Consider the following 17195-nt stretch of genomic DNA (forward strand, 5'->3'; position numbering starts at 1 on the left):
ATCAGCCCTTGAGCTGCTCGTACGCGGGCAGCGTCAGGAAGTCCGCGTAGTCGGCGTCGAGCGCGACCTCCAGGAGCAGGTCGTGGGCCTGCTGCCAGTGGCCCGCGGCGAAGGCGTCCGCGCCGATCTCGGCACGGATGTTCTCGAGCTCCTCGGCGGCGATCCTGCGCGCCAGCTCGGGAGTCGCCTTCTCGCCGTTCTCGAACTCGACGTCCGCGTTGATCCACTGCCAGATCTGCGAGCGCGAGATCTCGGCGGTGGCCGCGTCCTCCATCAGGTTGAAGATGGCGACCGCACCGAGCCCGCGCAGCCATGCCTCGATGTAACGGATGCCCACCTGAACGGCGTTGACGAGCCCCGGGTACGTCGGCTTCGCGTGCAGCGAGTCCACGGCGATCAGGTCGGCCGCCTTGACGTCGACGTCCTCGCGCAGCCGGTCCTTCTGGTTCGGCCGGTCGCCGAGGACCGCGTCGAAGGAGGCCAGGGCGATCGGCACCAGGTCCGGGTGGGCCACCCAGGATCCGTCGAAACCGTCGCCCGCCTCACGGTCCTTGTCCGCCTTGACCTTCTCGAACGCGACCTTGTTGACCGCCTCGTCACGGCGGGACGGGATGAACGCCGCCATGCCGCCGATCGCGTGCGCCCCGCGCTTGTGGCAGGTGCGGACGAGGAGTTCGGTGTACGCCCGCATGAACGGGGCCGTCATCGTCACCGCGTTGCGGTCCGGGAGGACGAACCTGGGCCCGCCGTCACGGAAGTTCTTCACGATGGAGAACAGGTAGTCCCAGCGTCCCGCGTTCAACCCCGAGGCGTGGTCGCGGAGTTCGTAAAGGATCTCCTCCATCTCGTACGCGGCGGTGATCGTCTCGATCAGCACGGTCGCGCGGACGGTGCCCTGCGGGACGCCGACGTAGTCCTGCGCGAAGACGAACACGTCGTTCCACAGCCGGGCTTCGAGGTGCGACTCGGTCTTCGGGAGGTAGAAGTACGGGCCCTTGCCCAGGTCCAGCAGCCGCTGCGCGTTGTGGAAGAAGTACAGCCCGAAGTCCACGAAGGCGCCCGGGACCTGCTCACCGTCGACGAGGAGGTGACGCTCGTTCAGATGCCAGCCGCGCGGCCGCATCACGACGGTCGCCAGCTCGTCCTCGGCCTTCAAGGCGTACGACTTACCGGAGTTGGGGTCGGTGAAGTCGATCGCGCGGGTGTAGGCGTCGATCAGGTTGAGCTGACCCGTGACGACGTTCTCCCAGGTCGGCGCGGAGGCGTCCTCGAAGTCCGCGAGCCAGATCTTCGCGCCCGAGTTGAGGGCGTTGATCGTCATCTTGCGGTCGGTGGGGCCGGTGATCTCGACCCGCCGGTCGTTCAGCGCGGCGGGGGAGGGGGCCACCTTCCAGGAGTCGTCGGCGCGGATCGCGGCGGTCTCCGGGAGGAAATCGAGGGTGGAGGTGCGGGCGATCTCCGCGCGGCGCTCGGCCCGGCGGGCGAGAAGTCCGGCCCGGCGGGGCGTGAACCGGCGGTGCAGCTCGGCCACGAAGGCGAGGGCCTCGTCGGTGAGGACCTCGTCCTGCCGGGGGAGGGGTTCGGCGTCGACGACGACCGGCGAGGACGGCGCTGGTGCGGACATGAACGGTCACTTCCTTCAGCGAGCGTGGCACCGGGTGCCAGGTGACCCGGGTAGGACGGGGAGCACCCGAGAGGCCGCCGGGCGCTTCTGAACAGTGGATACTAGTTTCCTCATCGTGGAAGTTCAATGGTTTGTTGACGTCGAGATTCTCCGGATCGAGCCAAAGTGGCGCTCAGTGCCACTCCGCTCACTCAAGGTGGACGAGATCCGCCTCAGTGTCGATGTCGTACGGCTCCGCCGCATCTCCGCACTCGACGAGCGTGACCGCGTCCGCGTGCGCCTTGAGGTACGCCCGCGCCCCCCGGTCCCCGGTCGCGCTCTCCGCGATCCCGGCCCAGTGCGCGGCCCCGAACAGCACCGGATGCCCGCGTACCCCGTCGTAGGCGGCCGAGACCAGCGACTCCTCGGAGCCGTACGCCGCGAGCACCCGCGCCACCGCCTCCGCACCGATCCCGGGCTGGTCGACGAGCGACACGAGCGCCGCCCGCGCCCCCGTACTCGAGACCGAGTCGAGCCCCGCTCGCAGCGAGGACCCCATCCCCCGCTCCCACTCCGGGTTCTCCACGACCACGCACCCGGCCAGATCGGCCCGCTCCCGTACGGCGTCGGCGCGCGCCCCCAGGACCACATGGACGCGGGTGAGGCCGGCCGCGCGCAGGACCCCGACCGCGTGCTCCACCAGGGGCCGCCCCCGGTGTTCCAACAGCGCCTTGGGCCGCCCGCCGAGCCGTCGGCCGCCTCCCGCGGCGAGCAGCAGCCCGGCGACCTGGTCATCGTTTCCCGTCATGCCTCCTGCATACCTGACGTGGCGGCGACCGGACGGAATCCTCCTACTTAATTTCGGTCCATGGAGTGGCGCGCCCCGTACCGGGTGGCGTTTACTGACCCGCGTCCCTCGGTGCCCGACCAGTGTCGTGGGGTGCGCGGCGGGACCACAAAGTTCTTGCGCACGGCGACGTGCGAGGGGGGAGAGCTGTGTTGCGGAGCTTGGGGCAGAGGTCAGTGACCGGCAGCGACGAGGATCCGAGGGTGGCGGAACTGCGGACCGCGGTGTCCCGGTTGCGCCGCGAACTCGCCGCGCATCCGGCCGAGTTCCCCGACCGTGTCATCGCCGAGGACGAACTCGCGGCGCTGGCCGCGATGACCATCGACGGCATCCCCGAAATCCCGCGCCTGCGCCGCTCGTTGCTCCTGATCGCCGGCGCGATCGGCTCGGTGAGCGCCCTCACGAGGGGCCTGACGGACGTACGCAACGCCGTGGACCTGTTCGGTCAACCGCGGGGCGGGCAGGGCTAGTTCACGACAACGGGCTCGACGGGAACGATCCCCGGTAGCCCGTGTCCCCGGTCCGGTGCTCGAACTCTCCGCACAGCCAGGTCTCCTGGACGAATTCGGTGCGCTCGCTCCAGGCGGCGAAGATCCCCGTCGGGCCGTGCTTGCCGTCGACCTGACGGTAGCGGTCCTTGGCGTCACGGAAACAGGCGAGCCCCGCCATGAGCCCGTTGCCGGCCGGGCTGTAGTCGGACCAGGCGCACGCGACACAGGCCCGGAGCCGGACGCCTGCCGGGAGCCGGCGCTGGAGGTCGTTCAGGGCGTCCTCGAAGGTGCCGTGGTCTTCCGTGGTCAGGTACTCGTGCCCGTCCAGGCGCAGGATGGTGAACAGCCTCTCGTATTCCAGGCCCTTGCCCGGTCCGGCCGGCGCCCCGAGCCACAGCGCGCAGTCCATGACGGCAGTCCGTACGCCCTGTCCCTCGACCGTGACGGGCATCGGCACCTCCCACTCCAACAGGCAGGAGCACAGCGCCCCGTCGAAGAAGGCGAACGGGGCCTCGGGTGGCTCTCCGCCGAGCGCGCCGAGGTCGTCCATGCTGTCGCCCTCGAAGCGGATGCCCCGGATCGTCGTGCGGATCAGCTCCCGGCCGTCCGACTCGAAGACGACCGCGTCGGTGCCGTGCCGGTCGGTGTACCGGCCGGGCCAGAACTGCCCGGCGCTCACGCGGGGTTCTGGCTGGCCAGTGCCTCCGACAGCTCGCCGGCCACCTGCTGGAGCACCGGCACGATCTTCTCGGTCGCCGACTCGGTGACCCGGCCCGCCGGGCCCGAGATCGAAATCGCCGCCGCCGTGGGGGAGTTGGGCACGGACACGGCGAGGCAGCGGACGCCGATCTCCTGCTCGTTGTCGTCGATCGCGTAGCCGAGGCGGCGCACCTCCGCCAGCGCCGCGAGGAAACCGTCGGGCGTGGTGATCGTCTTCTCGGTCGCGGCGGGCATGCCGGTACGGGCGAGCAGTGCGCGCACCTCGTTGTCCGGGGTGTTGGCGAGCAGAGCCTTGCCGACGCCCGTGGAGTGCGGCAGGACGCGCCGGCCGACCTCGGTGAACATGCGCATCGAGTGCTTGGACGGCACCTGTGCGACGTACACGATCTCGTCGCCGTCGAGCAGCGCCATGTTCGCCGTCTCACCGGTCTCCTCGACCAACCGGGCGAGGTAGGGGCGCGCCCAGGTGCCGAGCAGCCGGGACGCGGACTCGCCGAGGCGGATCAGGCGCGGGCCGAGGGCGTACCGGCGGTTGGTCTGCTGACGGACGTAACCGCAGACCACCAGCGTGCGCATCAGGCGGTGGATGGTGGGCAGCGGCAGGCCGCTGCTCGCGGAGAGCTCGCTCAGGCCGACCTCGCCGCCCGCGTCGGCCATCCGCTCCAGCAGGTCGAAGGCGCGCTCGAGGGACTGGACCCCACCCGTGGCGGACTTGGTGGAGTCGGTGCTGCTCACGCTGGACGGCGGCACGGCGCGTTCCTTTCGGCACGGGCGGGAAGGGCTGAAGCCTACCCGGGGGCCGGTTGACTCCCCGCCGGTGCGTAGCTACGTTCTGCTTGCCGGAATTCTACTTCCGCTTTGTGGAAACATCCAGAGTGTGCGCGTGCGAGGTGCCGTGGAGAGGTGTGCCCTTGACGGTACGGGAGCGGGAGTGAAGACTCCTTCAACAGAACGTTGAATTCCGTTACGTGGACGTAAATCCCGTTTCCCGGAAGTAACGGAAGCGACGACGGTGGCAGAGAGGGGTCCGGGTGTCCGACGCTGAACTGGTGGTGCGCTCCACACGAGTCATCACTCCCGAGGGGACGCGAGCCGCGGCGGTCGCCGTCGCCGGCGGGAAGATCACGGCCGTTCTCCCCTACGACGCCCAAGTCCCCTCCGGAGCACGGTTGGAGGACTTCGGCGACGACGTCCTGCTGCCCGGCCTGGTCGACACCCATGTGCATGTGAACGACCCCGGCCGCACCCACTGGGAGGGCTTCTGGACCGCCACGCGCGCGGCGGCGGCCGGCGGCATCACCACCCTGATCGACATGCCGCTCAACTCCCTCCCGCCGACGACGACGGTTGACAACCTCCGTACGAAGCAGCAGGTCGCGGCCGAGAAGGCCCACATCGACGTCGGCTTCTGGGGCGGCGCCCTGCCCGACAACGTCAAGGACCTGCGCCCGCTGCACGACGCCGGGGTCTTCGGCTTCAAGGCGTTCCTGTCCCCGTCCGGCGTGGACGAGTTCCCGCATCTCGACCAGGGCCAACTCGCCCTGTCCCTCGCGGAGATCGCGGGCTTCGGCGGCCTGCTCATCGTGCACGCGGAGGACCCCCACCACCTGGAGACGGCCCCGCAGCAGGGCGGACCCAAGTACGCCGATTTTCTTGCCAGTCGGCCGCGCGACGCCGAGGACACGGCCATCGCAGGTCTGATCGCCGCCGCCAAGCGCCTCGACGCCCGCGTGCACGTCCTGCACCTGTCCTCCTCCGACGCGCTGCCGCTGATCGCCGCCGCGAAGGCCGAGGGCGTCCGCATCACCGTCGAGACGTGCCCGCACTACCTCACCCTCACGGCGGAGGAAGTCCCGGACGGCGCAAGCGAGTTCAAGTGCTGCCCGCCCATCCGCGAGTCCGCCAACCAGGACCTGCTGTGGCAGGCGCTGGCCGACGGCACGATCGACTGCGTGGTGACGGACCACTCACCCTCCACGGCCGACCTCAAGACCGCCGACTTCGCCACCGCGTGGGGCGGCATCTCCGGCCTCCAGCTGAGCCTCGCGGCGGTGTGGACGGAGGCGCGCAGGCGGGGCCACGACCTGGAGGACGTGGTCCGCTGGATGTCGTCAAGGACGGCCGGGCTGGCGGGACTTGACCAGAAGGGCGCCATCGAGGCGGGCCGTGACGCCGACTTCGCGGTCCTCGCCCCCGACGAGACGTTCACCGTGGACCCGGCGGCCCTCCAGCACCGCAACCGCGTCACGGCGTACGCCGGAAAGACCCTCAGCGGCGTCGTGAAGTCGACCTGGCTGCGCGGCCAACGCATCGTGCTGGACGGCGAGTTCACCGACCCGAAGGGCCAACTCCTGACCCGTACCCCCTGATCCACACCCCCGCACCCGCAGCGGCCGACCCCCGAAAGGCAGATTCAGTGACGGCGATTCCCCGTTTCACCGGCGACGCGAACCCCTACGGAGGAGGTGACCCGTACGCGGACTACCGCACCGCCGACTTCCCCTTCACCCGCTACGCCAACCTCGCCGACCGACAGCTCGGCGCCGGTGTCATCGCCGCCAACGACGAGTTCTTCGCCCAGCGCGAGAACCTCCTCGTGCCCGGGCCCGCCGAGTTCGACCCCGAGCACTTCGGCCACAAGGGCAAGATCATGGACGGCTGGGAGACGCGCCGCCGCCGTGGCACCTCGGCGGACCACCCCTGGCCGACGGCGGAGGACCACGACTGGGCACTGGTCCGCCTCGGCGCCCCTGGCGTCATCCGGGGCATCGTGGTCGACACGGCGCACTTCCGGGGCAACTACCCGCAGGCGGTGTCCGTCGAGGGCGTATCGCTGCCGGGCTCCCCGTCCCCCGAGGACCTGCTCTCCGACGAGGTGAAGTGGACGCCCCTGGTCCCGCGCACGCCGGTCGGCGGCCACGCGGCGAACGGTTTCTCCATCTCGACCGAGCAGCGCTTCACCCACCTCCGCGTCAACCAGCACCCCGACGGCGGCATCGCGCGCCTGCGGGTCCACGGCGAGGTCGTGCCCGACCCGGGCTGGCTGGCGGCGCTGGGCACGTTCGACGTGGTCGCCCTGGAGAACGGCGGCAGCGCCGAGGACGCCTCCAACCTCTTCTACTCACCGGCCACCAACACCATCCAGCCCGGCCGCTCCCGGAAGATGGACGACGGCTGGGAGACCCGCCGCCGCCGCGACCGGGGCAACGACTGGATCCGCTACCGCCTGGCCGCCCAGTCCCGGATCCGCGCCGTGGAGATCGACACGGCGTACCTGAAGGGCAACAGCGCGGGCTGGGCGTCCGTGTCGGTACGGGACGGCGAGACCGGCGACTGGACCGAACTCCTCCCACGCACCCGCCTCCAGCCCGACACGAACCACCGCTTCGTCCTCCCCACCCCGGCGATCGGCACGCACGCACGCGTGGACATCCATCCCGACGGCGGGATCTCACGGCTGCGGCTGTTCGGCTCGCTGACGGAGCGGGGGGCGGCGACGCTGGCGGCGAGGCACCAGGAGCTGGGCGGCTGACGCACGCGCGCGTAGGGGCGCACCAGCCCGACAGGACCAGTGCGCCCCCTGTGTGCTTCACGCAGAATGGCCGCCGTCCACCGCGAACTCCGCCCCGGTGACATAGTCCGCCCCTGCCAGATACGCGACCATCGACGCCACCTCGTCCGCCGTCCCGAACCGCCCCAGCGCCGTCGTGGCCGCCTGGCCGGCCGCGTACGGGCCGTCCGCCGGGTTCATGTCGGTGTCCGTGGGCCCCGGGTGCACGATGTTCGCCGTGATCCCGCGTCCGCCGAGTTCACGGGCGAGCGCCTTCGTCAGTCCGATCAGCGCCGACTTGCTCGTCGCGTAGAGGGTTCCACCGGGACCCGGCACCCGCTGCGTCATGCACGTGCCGATCGTGATGATCCGGCCGCCGGACGCCATTCGCGCGGCGGCCGCCTGTGAGGTCAGAAACACCCCGCGGACGTTCACCGCCAGGACGCGGTCCACGTCGGTGAGGGACAGCCCGTCCAACGGCCCGAGCAGCCCCACCCCCGCGTTGTTCACCAGCACGTCGAGCCCGCCCAGCGCCTCCGCCGTACGCTCCACCGCGCCCGCCGCCTCGACGGCGTCCGCGGAGTCCGCGCGCAGCGCGACCGCCCGCCGTCCCAGCGCCTCTATCCGCCCTACGACGTTCTCGGCCGCCTCCTTGCCGTCCACGTAGGTGACGGCCACATCCGCACCGTCCCGCGCGAGCCGCAGCGCCGTCGCCGCACCGATGCCGCGGCTGCCGCCGGTCACGAGAGCCGCCTTGCCCAACAGGGTTCCCTGAGTCGTCATGCGTCCATCTCAGCGGCCACGGCACCCGGGTGCTGGCGGCGAACGGACACCGATGTCGATCGTAGGAACTCTTTTCTTCACCTCCCGCGTTCTCCCCTCGTGACCCTTCAGCAAGAGATCGTCGGCAACGCCATGCAGATGGCGGTCGTCAACCTGAACCCCGGCCAGACCGTGTACTGCGAGGCCGGGAAGTTCCTCTTCAAGACGACGAACGTGACCATGGAGACCCGCCTGAGCGGCCCGCCCGGCGCCGGACAGCAGCAGGGCGGCGGTGGCTCCGGCGGCATGGGCGGCATGCTCCGCCAGGCCATGGGTACGGCCATGCAGGTCGGCCAGCGCGCGCTCGCGGGCGAGTCGCTGGCGTTCCAGTACTTCACCTCCCACGGCGGCGAGGGCACCGTCGGCTTCGCGGGCGTGCTCCCCGGTGAGATGCGCGCCCTGGAGCTGGACGGCACACGCGCGTGGTTCGCGGAGAAGGACGCCTTCGTGGCCGCCGAGTCCAGCGTCCAGTTCGGCATCGCCTTCCAGGGCGGCCGCACCGGCATGAGCGGCGGCGAGGGCTTCGTCCTGGAGAAGTTCACCGGGCACGGCACGGTGATCATCGCCGGCGCGGGCAACTTCATCGACCTGAACCCGGCCGACTTCGGCGGCCGCATCGAGGTCGACACCGGCTGCCTCGTCGCCTTCGAGGAGGGCGTCCAGTACGGCGTCCAGCGCGTCGGCGGCCTCAACCGCCAGGGCCTGATGAACGCCGTGTTCGGCGGCGAGGGCCTGTCCCTGGCCACCCTGGAGGGCAACGGCAGGGTCATCCTCCAGTCCCTCACCATCGAGAGCCTCGCCAACGCCCTGAAGAAGGCCCAGGGCGGCGACAAGCAGGGCCCGACCGGCGGCATGTTCTCGACCCACGCCGGGTGAGTTGCCGTAGCGGAGACCGATGAGTTGCGGGGGCCCCGGCGGTCTGAGCTGATGACAGCATCGGCCCTCGCACCAGAGAGCAGGCACCCGACATGGGCAAGCTCGTCTCCACCATCTTCGTCACCCTCGACGGCGTCTACCAAGCACCCGGCGGCCCCGAGGAGGACACCCGCGGCGGCTTCGAGCACGGCGGCTGGAGTTTCGTCTACGGCGACGACGACTTCGGCCGCTTCGTGGTCGAGGTCTTCGACCGCTCCGGCGCCTATCTGCTCGGCCGCCGTACGTACGACATCTTCGCCTCGTACTGGCCGAACATGACCGACCCCGCCGACCCGATCGCGTCCAAGCTGAACGCCCTGCCGAAGTACGTCGCCTCGGCCACCCTCACCGACCCCTCCTGGGCCGGAACCACGGTCCTCGGCGGCGACCTCGCCAAGGAGGTCACCGACCTCAAGGAGCGCACCGAGGGCGAGCTCCAGGTGCACGGCAGCGGCGCCCTCGTCCGGTCCCTCCTGGAGCTCGACCTCCTCGACACCATCCACCTGGTGACCTTCCCGGTCGTGCTCGGCACCGGCCTGCGCCTGTTCCCCGAGGGCACCGCCCCCAAGGCCTTCAAGCGCACGGGCGGGACCATCACCGGCACCGGCGTCTCGATCCAGTCGTACGACCTGGCGGGCCGCCCGACCTACGGCTCGTACGCGGACCCGGAAAACTCCTAGTCAGCCTGGGTCCGCGCGGGTACGGTGATCGTTCCGTGTGGCAGCCACCGATGTCTCCACCCCCTTGCCGGAGACCGGGAGAGCCGCCCCCATGTCCTCGATCGCCGTACCGCGGACCGCCGCGCCCCGCCGGGCCTGGCTCACCGATCTGCCTCTCCTGCTGGTCGCGGCGGTCTGGGGCGCCAGTTATCTCGTCGCCAAGGACATCACCACCGCCCGCACGGTCCTCGCCGTCCTGGTGCTGCGCTTCGCCCTCGTGCTGCCCGCCCTCGCGGCCGTCGGCCACCGCTCGCTGCGCGCCCTGACGGCCGCCCAGTGGCGCGGCGCGGGGCTCCTCGGGCTGATCCTCGCCGGGATCTTCCTCCTGGAGACCTACGGCGTCGTCCACACCTCGGCGACCAACGCGGGCCTCATCATCAGCCTCACCATGATCTTCACGCCGCTCGCCGAGGCCGCCGTGACCCGCACCCGGCCCTCCCGCGCCTTCCTGGGAGCGGCGGCCCTCTCCGTGCTCGGCGTGCTGCTGCTGACCCAGGGCGCCGGTTTCAGCCGCCCTTCCCTCGGCGACCTCCTCATGCTGCTCGCCGCCCTCGCCCGCACCCTGCACGTCCTGGCCATGTCCCGCAGCAGAGCCGTGCGGGGCGCCGACGCGCTGCCCCTGACCACCGTCCAACTCGCCACCGCCGTCGCGGTGTTCGCGATCCTGTCGGCCGGCACCGACACCACGCCGTGGGCGACGGCCGCCGATTTCGGAGCCCGCGAGTGGGCCGGGCTGCTGTTCCTGTCCGCGTTCTGCACCCTGTTCGCGTTCTTCGTCCAGATGTGGGCCGTACGCCGGACCTCGCCCTCCCGGGTCAGCCTGCTGCTCGGCACCGAGCCCCTGTGGGCCGCCGCGGCCGGTATCGCGCTCGGTGGGGAGCGGCTCGGCGCGTTCGGCCTGGCAGGCGGCGTTCTCGTGCTTGTGGGGACCGCGTGGGGGCGCGGGGCCGTACGTTAACTCCCGGAAAACTCATCGGACTTGACGGGAAATTCCACGGTCTTGTCATTGACATGCCACTATCTACGCGCGTCATCATGGGGGCATGAGATTCCCCCCACGAATCACTCGCATCGGCGCCGCAGCCGCCGTTCTGTCCACCGTTCTGGTCGGCGGCGCCGTCGCCACCGCGACCCCGGCGGCCGCCGCGGTCGGCAGCATCTGCTACAGCGCCCTGCCCGACCAGGCGTACGACACGCTCGACCTGATCGCGACGAACGGCCCCTTCCCCTACTCGCAGGACGGCACCGTCTTCCGGAACCAGGAAGGCATCCTGCCGAGCCAGGCGTCCGGTTACTACCACGAGTACACGGTCAAGACGCCCGGTTCGTCGACGCGCGGAGCGCGCCGCATCATCACCGGCAACAAGACCCAAGAGGACTACTACACCGCTGACCACTACGTCACGTTCAAACTGATCAACTTCGGCTGCTGAGCCGAACGACGGCTGCACCACTGCTCGCCCCTCGCCCCGCGGCTCCCCCCCACGATCATGGGCCGCGGGGCGAGGCATGTCCGCCGAAAGTCGCCGACCGCGCGACTTTGGTCTCCGATCCCCGCCACGGTGAGGTGACCGGGCCGGTCCCCTGCGTAGATTTGTCGACCGTGACCGATGACAGGACAGCGCCGGTACCGCCGGCGTTCGCGGGGCGCCGATGGCTGCTGCCGTCCGCCGTGGCGGACGAACTCGATCCCGACGTCGTACGGCGCGGACGGCCCCGCCGTACCGCACGCGACTGGGCCGTCGACACCTGCTGCTTCCTGCTGGCCGTCCTCATCGGACTGGCCGCCGCGCAGGCCCTCAGGGACGACGCCGCGACCCCGCACCCCCTCGCCGTCGTGGACCAGCTCTTCGGGGTCCTCGCCTGCGGCGCGGTCTGGCTGCGCCGCCGCTGGCCGGTCGGCCTCGCGATCGCGATGATCCCCATCGGCTTCGTGTCGAACACCGCGGGCGGCGCCGCCATGGTCGCCGTCTTCACCCTCGCCGTGCACCGCCCCTTCCGCTACGTCGCCTGGATCGGCGGCATCCAGCTCGTCCTGGCCCCGCTGTTCTACTGGCTGCGCCCGGACCCCGATCTGCCGTACGCCGGCGCGGTCGTCTTCACCGAACTGTTCATCCTCACCGTCATCGGCTGGGGCATGTTCGTCCGCTCCAAGCGGCAGCTCATGCTCAGCCTGCGCGACCGCGCCCGGCGCGCCGAGACGGAGGCGGAGCTGCGGGCCGAGCAGGCCCAGCGGCTCGCCCGTGAGGCCATCGCGCGCGAGATGCACGACGTGCTCGCCCATCGGCTGACCCTGCTGAGCGTGCACGCGGGCGCCCTGGAGTTCCGCCCGGACGCGCCCCGCGAGGAGGTCGCGCGGGCGGCCGGCGTCATCCGGGAGAGCGCCCACGAGGCGCTGCAGGACCTGCGGGAGATCATCGGCGTCCTGCGCGCGGGCGAGCCCGACGACACGGGCCGTCCCCAGCCCACGCTCGGCGCCCTGGACGCGCTGGTCACCGAGTCCCGCGAGGCCGGCATGAAGGTCACCCTCGCCAACCGCGTCACCGACCCCGCCGCGGTCCCCGCCTCGGTTGGCCGCACCGCCTACCGCATCGCCCAGGAGGCGCTCACCAACGCCCGCAAACACGCCCCCGGCGCGGAGGTCACGGTGACGGTCACCGGCACCCCGGGCGACGGCCTGGTGATCGCCGTGCACAACCCGCCCCCCGAGGGCACGGTCCCGCACGTCCCCGGCTCCGGTCAGGGCCTGATCGGCCTCACCGAGCGGGCCACGCTGGCGGGCGGACGGCTGGAGCACGGCCCGCAGGAGGGCGGCGGATTCCGGGTGCGGGCGTGGCTCCCCTGGGGGTGAGCACCGCCCGGCGCCACGGGCAACTCCCCTTCCGGGCAAGGGTGATGGCGCCCGTTCCCGGAACGTCGCCGGGAACGCGCGCAGCAGGAGACCTCACTCGCGCGAACTCCGGGGCCGCGCACACCTGTTGACGCCGGACACCGGCCGGGCCGCGGCGCCCGGGACACCGCCGTGGAGCAGCCTGCCCAGGACGGTCCCACGCGCGCGTGACGGTGGTCGGCCCTTCCGTCACCGGCCGTCGTACGACCGTGGTTACGTAGCCCCATGACTGCGATCAGACTGCTCCTCGTCGACGACGACCCGCTGGTGCGGGCCGGGCTGTCCTTCATGATGGGCGGCGCCGCCGACATCGAGATCGTCGGCGAGGCCGCCGACGGCAGTGAGGTCGAGGAACTCGTCGACCGCGTCCACCCGGACGTCGTCCTCATGGACATCCGTATGCCGTCGGTGGACGGACTGACCGCCACGGAGCGGCTGCGGGCCCGCGGCGACGCGCCCCAGATCATCGTCCTCACCACCTTCCACGCCGACGAACAGGTGCTGCGCGCCCTCCGCGCGGGCGCCGCCGGATTCGTCCTCAAGGACACCCCGCCCGCCGAGATCCTCGACGCCGTACGCCGGGTCGCGGCCGGCGATCCCGTGCTGTCGCCCGCGGTCACCCGCCAGTTGATGGAGCACGCCGCGGGCACCGCCACCGACACCCGCCGGGCACGCGCGCGTGAACGCGTCGCCGCCCTGGGGGACCGCGAACGCGAGGTCGCCGTCGCCGTCGGCCAGGGCCTCGCCAACGCCGAGATCGCCGGCGGCCTCTTCATGAGCGTCGCCACCGTCAAGACCCACGTCTCCCGCATCCTGGCCAAGCTCGACCTCAACAACCGTGTGCAGATCGCCCTGTTGGCGTACGACGCGGGTCTGCTCGAAGAGGACGGGGAGAGCGGGCACTAGCCGCTGCCGCCGCGCGTTCCCACTGCACTGGGAGATCTCGGGGGATCGTCCGGGGAGGGGCAGCGCATGACTGAGGCAGTCGATTTAGGAGAGTTCGGCGAGGAGTTCCGACGGGACCCGCATCCGGTGTACGCCATGCTGCGGGAGCGGGGCCCGGTGCACCTCGTGCGCCTGCCGAGGGCGGACCAGTCCTACGTGACCTGGCTGATCGTGGGACACGAGGAGGCGCGCGCGGCCCTCGCCGACCCGCGGCTGGCGAAGGACGGCGGCAAGATCGGGGTGACGTTCCTCGACGAGGAGCTGATCGGCAAGTATCTCCTGGCCGCCGACCCGCCCCAGCACACCCGCCTGCGCGGACTGATCACGCGCGCGTTCACCATGCGCCGCGTCGAGGAACTGCGCCCGCGCGTCCAGCAGATCACCGACGAACTCCTCGACGCGATGCTGCCGTTCGGCCACGCCGACCTGGTCGACGCGCTCTCCTACCCGCTGCCCATCACCGTGATCTGCGAGCTCCTCGGCGTGCCCGACATGGACCGCGCGGAGTTCCGCAAGCTGTCCACCGAGGTGGTCGCACCCATCGATCCGGGCGGCTCGTACGACGCGTTCGTCCGGCTCGCCGAGTACCTCGACGACCTGATCGCGGACAAGCGCCGCGCCGGCCCGAGCGGGGACCTCCTCAGCGACCTGATCCGCACCACCGCCGAGGACGGCGACCGGCTCTCCCCGCAGGAACTGCGGGGCATGGCCTTCATCCTGCTCATCGCCGGCCACGAGACCACCGTCAACCTCCTCACCAACGGCGTCCACGCCCTCCTCGCCCACCCCGACCAACTCGCCGCCCTGCGCGCCGACATGACCCTCCTCGACGGCGCGATCGAGGAGATGCTGCGCTACGAGGGCCCGGTGGAGAACGGCACGTTCCGCTTCGCCGCGGAGCCCCTGGACATCGCCGGCACCCTCATCAGGAAGGGCGACGCGGTCATGGTCGGCCTGACCGCCGCAGACCGCGACGCGGGCCGCTATCCCGCCCCCGACCGCTTCGACATCCGCCGCGACACCCGCGGCCACCTCGCCTTCGGCCACGGCATCCACTACTGCCTGGGCGCCCCCTTGGCCCGCCTCGAAGCACGCACGGCGATACGCACCCTGCTGGAGCGCGCCCCCGCCCTCTCCCTGGACGGTCCGCCCGGCGAATGGCTCCCCGGCATGCTGATGCGCGGGATGCGGTCGTTGCCGGTGCGCTGGTAGAACGGCGGCACCGGACGGCCGTGGCGGCGACAGCGGCCGTGGCAGCGGTAGCGGCGGTGGAAGCCGTGACGAGAGAGCCGTAGTGGAAGCCCTAGGAGGCGCGCCCCCCGTGACCGCACCCGTCGAGTTCGACCTGGCCATGGCCCGGAAGGCGCTGGAGAGTCAGCCCTTCAGCAGGCTGATCGGCGCGCGCCTGAGTGCCTTCGGGGACGGTGGCGCGACGCTGGAGATCGACATCAGGGAGGACCTCCACCAGCAGAACGGTTTCGTGCACGGCGGGGTCCTCGCCTACGCCGCCGACAACGCGCTCACCTTCGCCGGCGGCACGATCCTCGGCCCGGCGGTCCTCACCGGTGGCCTCACCATCCAGTACGTCCGCCCGGCCACCGGCCGTACGCTGCGCGCCCACGCCGAGGTAGTACAGGCAGGCCGCCGTCAGGCCGTCGTCCGCTGCGACGTCCGCACGGTCGCCGACGACGGCACGGAGGCCCTGTGCGCGGTCGCCCAGGGCACGGTGCTGCCGGTCAACTGAAGGGCATGCCGCCCGCGATCTCCGCCAGGCGGACCGGTCTGTGTTCGCGTCTGGACACTTCGCAGGCCTCGGCGATGCGCAGCGCCTGCAAGGCCTCGCGGCCGTCGCACGGGTTGGTGCGCTGGCCGACGACGACCTCGACGAAGGCGATCAACTCGGCCTCGTAGGCGGGCCCGAAGCGCTCCAGGAAGCCGGTCCACGGCTTGGTCGCGGCCGGCGGGCCGGTCGGCTCGGTGGACGCGATCGGGGTGCGGTCGTCCAGGCCGACCACGACCTGGTCGAGTTCTCCGGCCAGCTCCATGCGGACGTCGTAGCCCGCCCCGTTCAACCGGGCGGCCGTCGCCGTGGCCAGCGTGCCGTCGTCCAGGGTGAGGACCGCCGCGGCCGTGTCGATGTCACCGGCCTCGCGGAACATCGCGGGCCCGGCGTCCGAACCGGTCGCGTACACGTCGACGACCTCGTGCCCGGTCACCCAGCGCAGCATGTCGAAGTCGTGGATCAGGGTGTCCCGGTACAGCCCGCCGGAGATCGGCAGGTACTCGGCCGGGGGAGGCGTCTGGTCGGAGGTCGTCGCCCGCACGGTGTGCAGCCGTCCCAGCCGCCCCGAACGCACCGCCTCCCGGGCACCTGTGTAGCCCGCGTCGAACCGGCGCTGGAACCCCATCTGAAGGATCGTTCCCGCTGTCTCGACCTCGGCGATCGCCTGCAACGAACCCGGCAGATCAAGCGCGATGGGCTTCTCGCAGAACACCGGAAGTCCGGAACGCGCCGCCCTCCCGATTAATTCGGCGTGCGCCGATGTCGCCGTGGTGATCACCACGGCGTCCACGCCCCACTTGAAGATCTCCTCCGTGCTCGGTGCCGCCGTTTCCCCCAGCCGGTTCGCCAGCTCCTGGGCCCGTGCCGGGTCCACGTCGGTGAGGATCAGCGAACCGACCTCACGATGACGGCTGAGCGTCCTGGCATGGATGGTCCCGATGCGGCCCGTACCGATGACTCCGATGCGCATGGGAACAAACTGAGGGCCGACCAGGCACGCTGTCAATGCGTATGTCCGGACAATCGAACTACATCACTTCCCGTCAACCATTCACAGAGCTACGCTCGCCCCGTGCCGAAACCAGATGTGGATCCGACAGTGCCGCTCGAGCTCAGCGTGGACCGGAGCAGCCCGGTGCCGTTGTACTTCCAACTGTCCCAGCAACTGGAGGCCGCGATCGAACACGGCTCGCTCACCCCCGGCAGCCTGCTGGGCAACGAGATCGAGCTGGCGGCCCGGCTCGGCCTGTCCCGGCCCACGGTCCGCCAGGCCATCCAGTCGCTGGTCGACAAGGGCCTCCTGGTGCGCCGTCGGGGCGTCGGTACCCAGGTCGTGCACAGCCAGGTCAAACGCCCGCTGGAACTCAGCAGCCTCTTCGACGACCTGGAGGCGGCCGGGCAGCGCCCCGCCACGAAGGTCCTCGTCAACAGCATCGTCCAGGCGTCCGCCGAGGTGGCGGCGGCACTCGGCGTGGCCGAGGACAGCGACGTACACCGCATCGACCGGCTGCGTCTCGCGCACGGCGAGCCGATGGCGTACCTGTCCAACCATCTCCCGCTCGGACTGCTCAACCTGGACACCGCACAACTGGAGGCCACCGGCCTGTACCGGATGATGCGCACCGCCGGCATCACCCTGCACAGCGCCCGCCAGTCCATCGGCGCCCGCGGCGCCACCGCGGAGGAGGCCGAGCGCCTGGCCGAGCCGGAGGGTGCCCCGCTCCTCACCATGCAGCGCACCACATTCGACGACACCGGCCGAGCGGTCGAATTCGGCAGCCATACGTATCGGCCGACGCGCTATTCGTTCGAGTTCCAGCTTCTGGTACGTCCCTGAGTACACCGTTTCGCCCGCGATCTTCGTCATAATGTCCGGACAATAAGATTCGATGGGCGCTCACAATGGCGCC

The 17195-nt window shown here is 71.0% G+C and carries 18 protein-coding genes; 12 read left to right on the forward strand and 6 right to left on the reverse strand.

The annotated features are described in order from the left end of the window. Position 1: 1 nt before the first annotated feature. Positions 2 to 1624: a malate synthase A gene (aceB, locus tag OG223_RS41770; protein WP_329260671.1), complete on the reverse strand. Its 1623-nt coding sequence runs from the start codon at positions 1622 to 1624 to the stop codon at positions 2 to 4. A 187-nt stretch (positions 1625 to 1811) separates the two neighbouring features. Then, positions 1812 to 2411 carry a nucleotidyltransferase family protein gene (locus tag OG223_RS41775; protein ID WP_329260673.1) on the reverse strand — a complete coding sequence of 200 codons (600 nt, stop codon included), beginning with the start codon at positions 2409 to 2411 and terminating at the stop codon, positions 1812 to 1814. Positions 2412 to 2599: 188 nt separating this feature from the next. Between OG223_RS41775 and OG223_RS41780 the strand changes: the two genes are divergently transcribed. Continuing rightward, a complete protein-coding gene (locus OG223_RS41780; RefSeq protein WP_329260676.1) occupies positions 2600 to 2920 on the forward strand; it encodes a DUF5955 family protein in 321 nt (106 codons plus the stop codon). A gap of 1 nt (position 2921) precedes the next feature. On the opposite strand, the gene OG223_RS41785 is transcribed toward OG223_RS41780, so the two are convergent. Beyond that, positions 2922 to 3620 (reverse strand): DUF6304 family protein, encoded by a 699-nt coding sequence (locus OG223_RS41785; protein ID WP_329260679.1) that lies wholly within the window; start codon positions 3618 to 3620, stop codon positions 2922 to 2924. Beyond that, the gene (locus OG223_RS41790) at positions 3617 to 4411 is read right to left on the reverse strand and encodes an IclR family transcriptional regulator (RefSeq protein WP_329260682.1); all 795 of its coding nucleotides are present in this window, start codon (positions 4409 to 4411) and stop codon (positions 3617 to 3619) included. The genes OG223_RS41785 and OG223_RS41790 overlap by 4 nt, the downstream gene beginning before the upstream one ends. Before the next feature lie 281 nt (positions 4412 to 4692). Between OG223_RS41790 and allB the strand changes: the two genes are divergently transcribed. Together allB and alc are read left to right on the forward strand one after the other, a co-directional pair. Continuing rightward, positions 4693 to 6030 carry an allantoinase AllB gene (gene allB / locus OG223_RS41795; protein ID WP_329260684.1) on the forward strand — a complete coding sequence of 446 codons (1338 nt, stop codon included), beginning with the start codon at positions 4693 to 4695 and terminating at the stop codon, positions 6028 to 6030. Between the two features lie 47 nt (positions 6031 to 6077). Next, complete coding sequence (gene alc, locus OG223_RS41800) at positions 6078 to 7193, forward strand: allantoicase (RefSeq protein ID WP_329260687.1); 1116 nt, start codon at positions 6078 to 6080, stop codon at positions 7191 to 7193. Between the two features lie 57 nt (positions 7194 to 7250). Here the strand turns inward: alc and OG223_RS41805 are convergent, their stop codons facing one another. Beyond that, the gene (locus OG223_RS41805) at positions 7251 to 7994 is read right to left on the reverse strand and encodes an SDR family oxidoreductase (protein ID WP_329260690.1); all 744 of its coding nucleotides are present in this window, start codon (positions 7992 to 7994) and stop codon (positions 7251 to 7253) included. 99 nt (positions 7995 to 8093) lie between these two features. Here OG223_RS41805 and OG223_RS41810 point away from each other — a divergent pair, with 99 nt between their 5' ends. The 8 genes from OG223_RS41810 to OG223_RS41845 all read left to right on the forward strand — a co-directional run bounded on the left by OG223_RS41810 (position 8094) and on the right by OG223_RS41845 (position 15246). After that, complete coding sequence (locus tag OG223_RS41810; protein WP_329260692.1) at positions 8094 to 8909, forward strand: AIM24 family protein; 816 nt, start codon at positions 8094 to 8096, stop codon at positions 8907 to 8909. Between the two features lie 92 nt (positions 8910 to 9001). Then, positions 9002 to 9628: a dihydrofolate reductase family protein gene (locus OG223_RS41815; RefSeq protein WP_329260695.1), complete on the forward strand. Its 627-nt coding sequence runs from the start codon at positions 9002 to 9004 to the stop codon at positions 9626 to 9628. Between the two features lie 91 nt (positions 9629 to 9719). Beyond that, entirely contained in the window at positions 9720 to 10625 is a 906-nt protein-coding gene (locus OG223_RS41820) for a DMT family transporter (RefSeq protein ID WP_329265749.1), read from the forward strand. An 85-nt stretch (positions 10626 to 10710) separates the two neighbouring features. Then, positions 10711 to 11100, forward strand: a complete 390-nt coding sequence (locus OG223_RS41825; protein ID WP_329260697.1) for a ribonuclease domain-containing protein — start codon at positions 10711 to 10713, stop codon at positions 11098 to 11100. A gap of 161 nt (positions 11101 to 11261) precedes the next feature. Further along, positions 11262 to 12518, forward strand: coding sequence for a sensor histidine kinase (locus OG223_RS41830; protein WP_329260700.1), 1257 nt, complete (start codon positions 11262 to 11264; stop codon positions 12516 to 12518). Between the two features lie 264 nt (positions 12519 to 12782). Continuing rightward, the gene (locus tag OG223_RS41835; protein WP_329260702.1) at positions 12783 to 13463 is read left to right on the forward strand and encodes a response regulator transcription factor; all 681 of its coding nucleotides are present in this window, start codon (positions 12783 to 12785) and stop codon (positions 13461 to 13463) included. A 66-nt stretch (positions 13464 to 13529) separates the two neighbouring features. Further along, complete coding sequence (locus OG223_RS41840) at positions 13530 to 14714, forward strand: cytochrome P450 family protein (RefSeq protein WP_329260705.1); 1185 nt, start codon at positions 13530 to 13532, stop codon at positions 14712 to 14714. A 109-nt stretch (positions 14715 to 14823) separates the two neighbouring features. Then, on the forward strand, positions 14824 to 15246 hold the full coding sequence (locus OG223_RS41845) for a PaaI family thioesterase (protein WP_443073794.1): 423 nt from the start codon (positions 14824 to 14826) through the stop codon (positions 15244 to 15246). On the opposite strand, the gene OG223_RS41850 is transcribed toward OG223_RS41845, so the two are convergent. After that, a complete protein-coding gene (locus OG223_RS41850; protein WP_329260708.1) occupies positions 15239 to 16255 on the reverse strand; it encodes a Gfo/Idh/MocA family protein in 1017 nt (338 codons plus the stop codon). The genes OG223_RS41845 and OG223_RS41850 overlap by 8 nt on opposite strands. Before the next feature lie 129 nt (positions 16256 to 16384). Here OG223_RS41850 and OG223_RS41855 point away from each other — a divergent pair, with 129 nt between their 5' ends. After that, positions 16385 to 17122 carry a GntR family transcriptional regulator gene (locus tag OG223_RS41855; protein ID WP_329265753.1) on the forward strand — a complete coding sequence of 246 codons (738 nt, stop codon included), beginning with the start codon at positions 16385 to 16387 and terminating at the stop codon, positions 17120 to 17122. Positions 17123 to 17195: the final 73 nt, after the last annotated feature.

Origin of the sequence: Streptomyces sp. NBC_01478, assembly GCF_036227225.1 — a bacterium.
In the GTDB taxonomy this organism is placed as follows: Bacteria; Actinomycetota; Actinomycetes; order Streptomycetales; family Streptomycetaceae; genus Streptomyces.

Excerpts from the sequence above, each read along its gene's own strand:
- aceB (WP_329260671.1), bottom strand. The coding sequence starts at position 1,624 with ATGTCCGCACCAGCGCCGTCCTCGCCGGTCGTCGTCGACGCCGAACCC.
- OG223_RS41815 (WP_329260695.1), top strand. The coding sequence starts at position 9,002 with ATGGGCAAGCTCGTCTCCACCATCTTCGTCACCCTCGACGGCGTCTAC.
- OG223_RS41820 (WP_329265749.1), top strand. The coding sequence starts at position 9,720 with ATGTCCTCGATCGCCGTACCGCGGACCGCCGCGCCCCGCCGGGCCTGG.
- OG223_RS41840 (WP_329260705.1), top strand. The coding sequence starts at position 13,530 with ATGACTGAGGCAGTCGATTTAGGAGAGTTCGGCGAGGAGTTCCGACGG.
- OG223_RS41775 (WP_329260673.1), bottom strand. The coding sequence starts at position 2,411 with ATGACGGGAAACGATGACCAGGTCGCCGGGCTGCTGCTCGCCGCGGGA.
- OG223_RS41835 (WP_329260702.1), top strand. The coding sequence starts at position 12,783 with ATGACTGCGATCAGACTGCTCCTCGTCGACGACGACCCGCTGGTGCGG.
- OG223_RS41825 (WP_329260697.1), top strand. The coding sequence starts at position 10,711 with ATGAGATTCCCCCCACGAATCACTCGCATCGGCGCCGCAGCCGCCGTT.
- OG223_RS41805 (WP_329260690.1), bottom strand. The coding sequence starts at position 7,994 with ATGACGACTCAGGGAACCCTGTTGGGCAAGGCGGCTCTCGTGACCGGC.
- OG223_RS41850 (WP_329260708.1), bottom strand. The coding sequence starts at position 16,255 with ATGCGCATCGGAGTCATCGGTACGGGCCGCATCGGGACCATCCATGCC.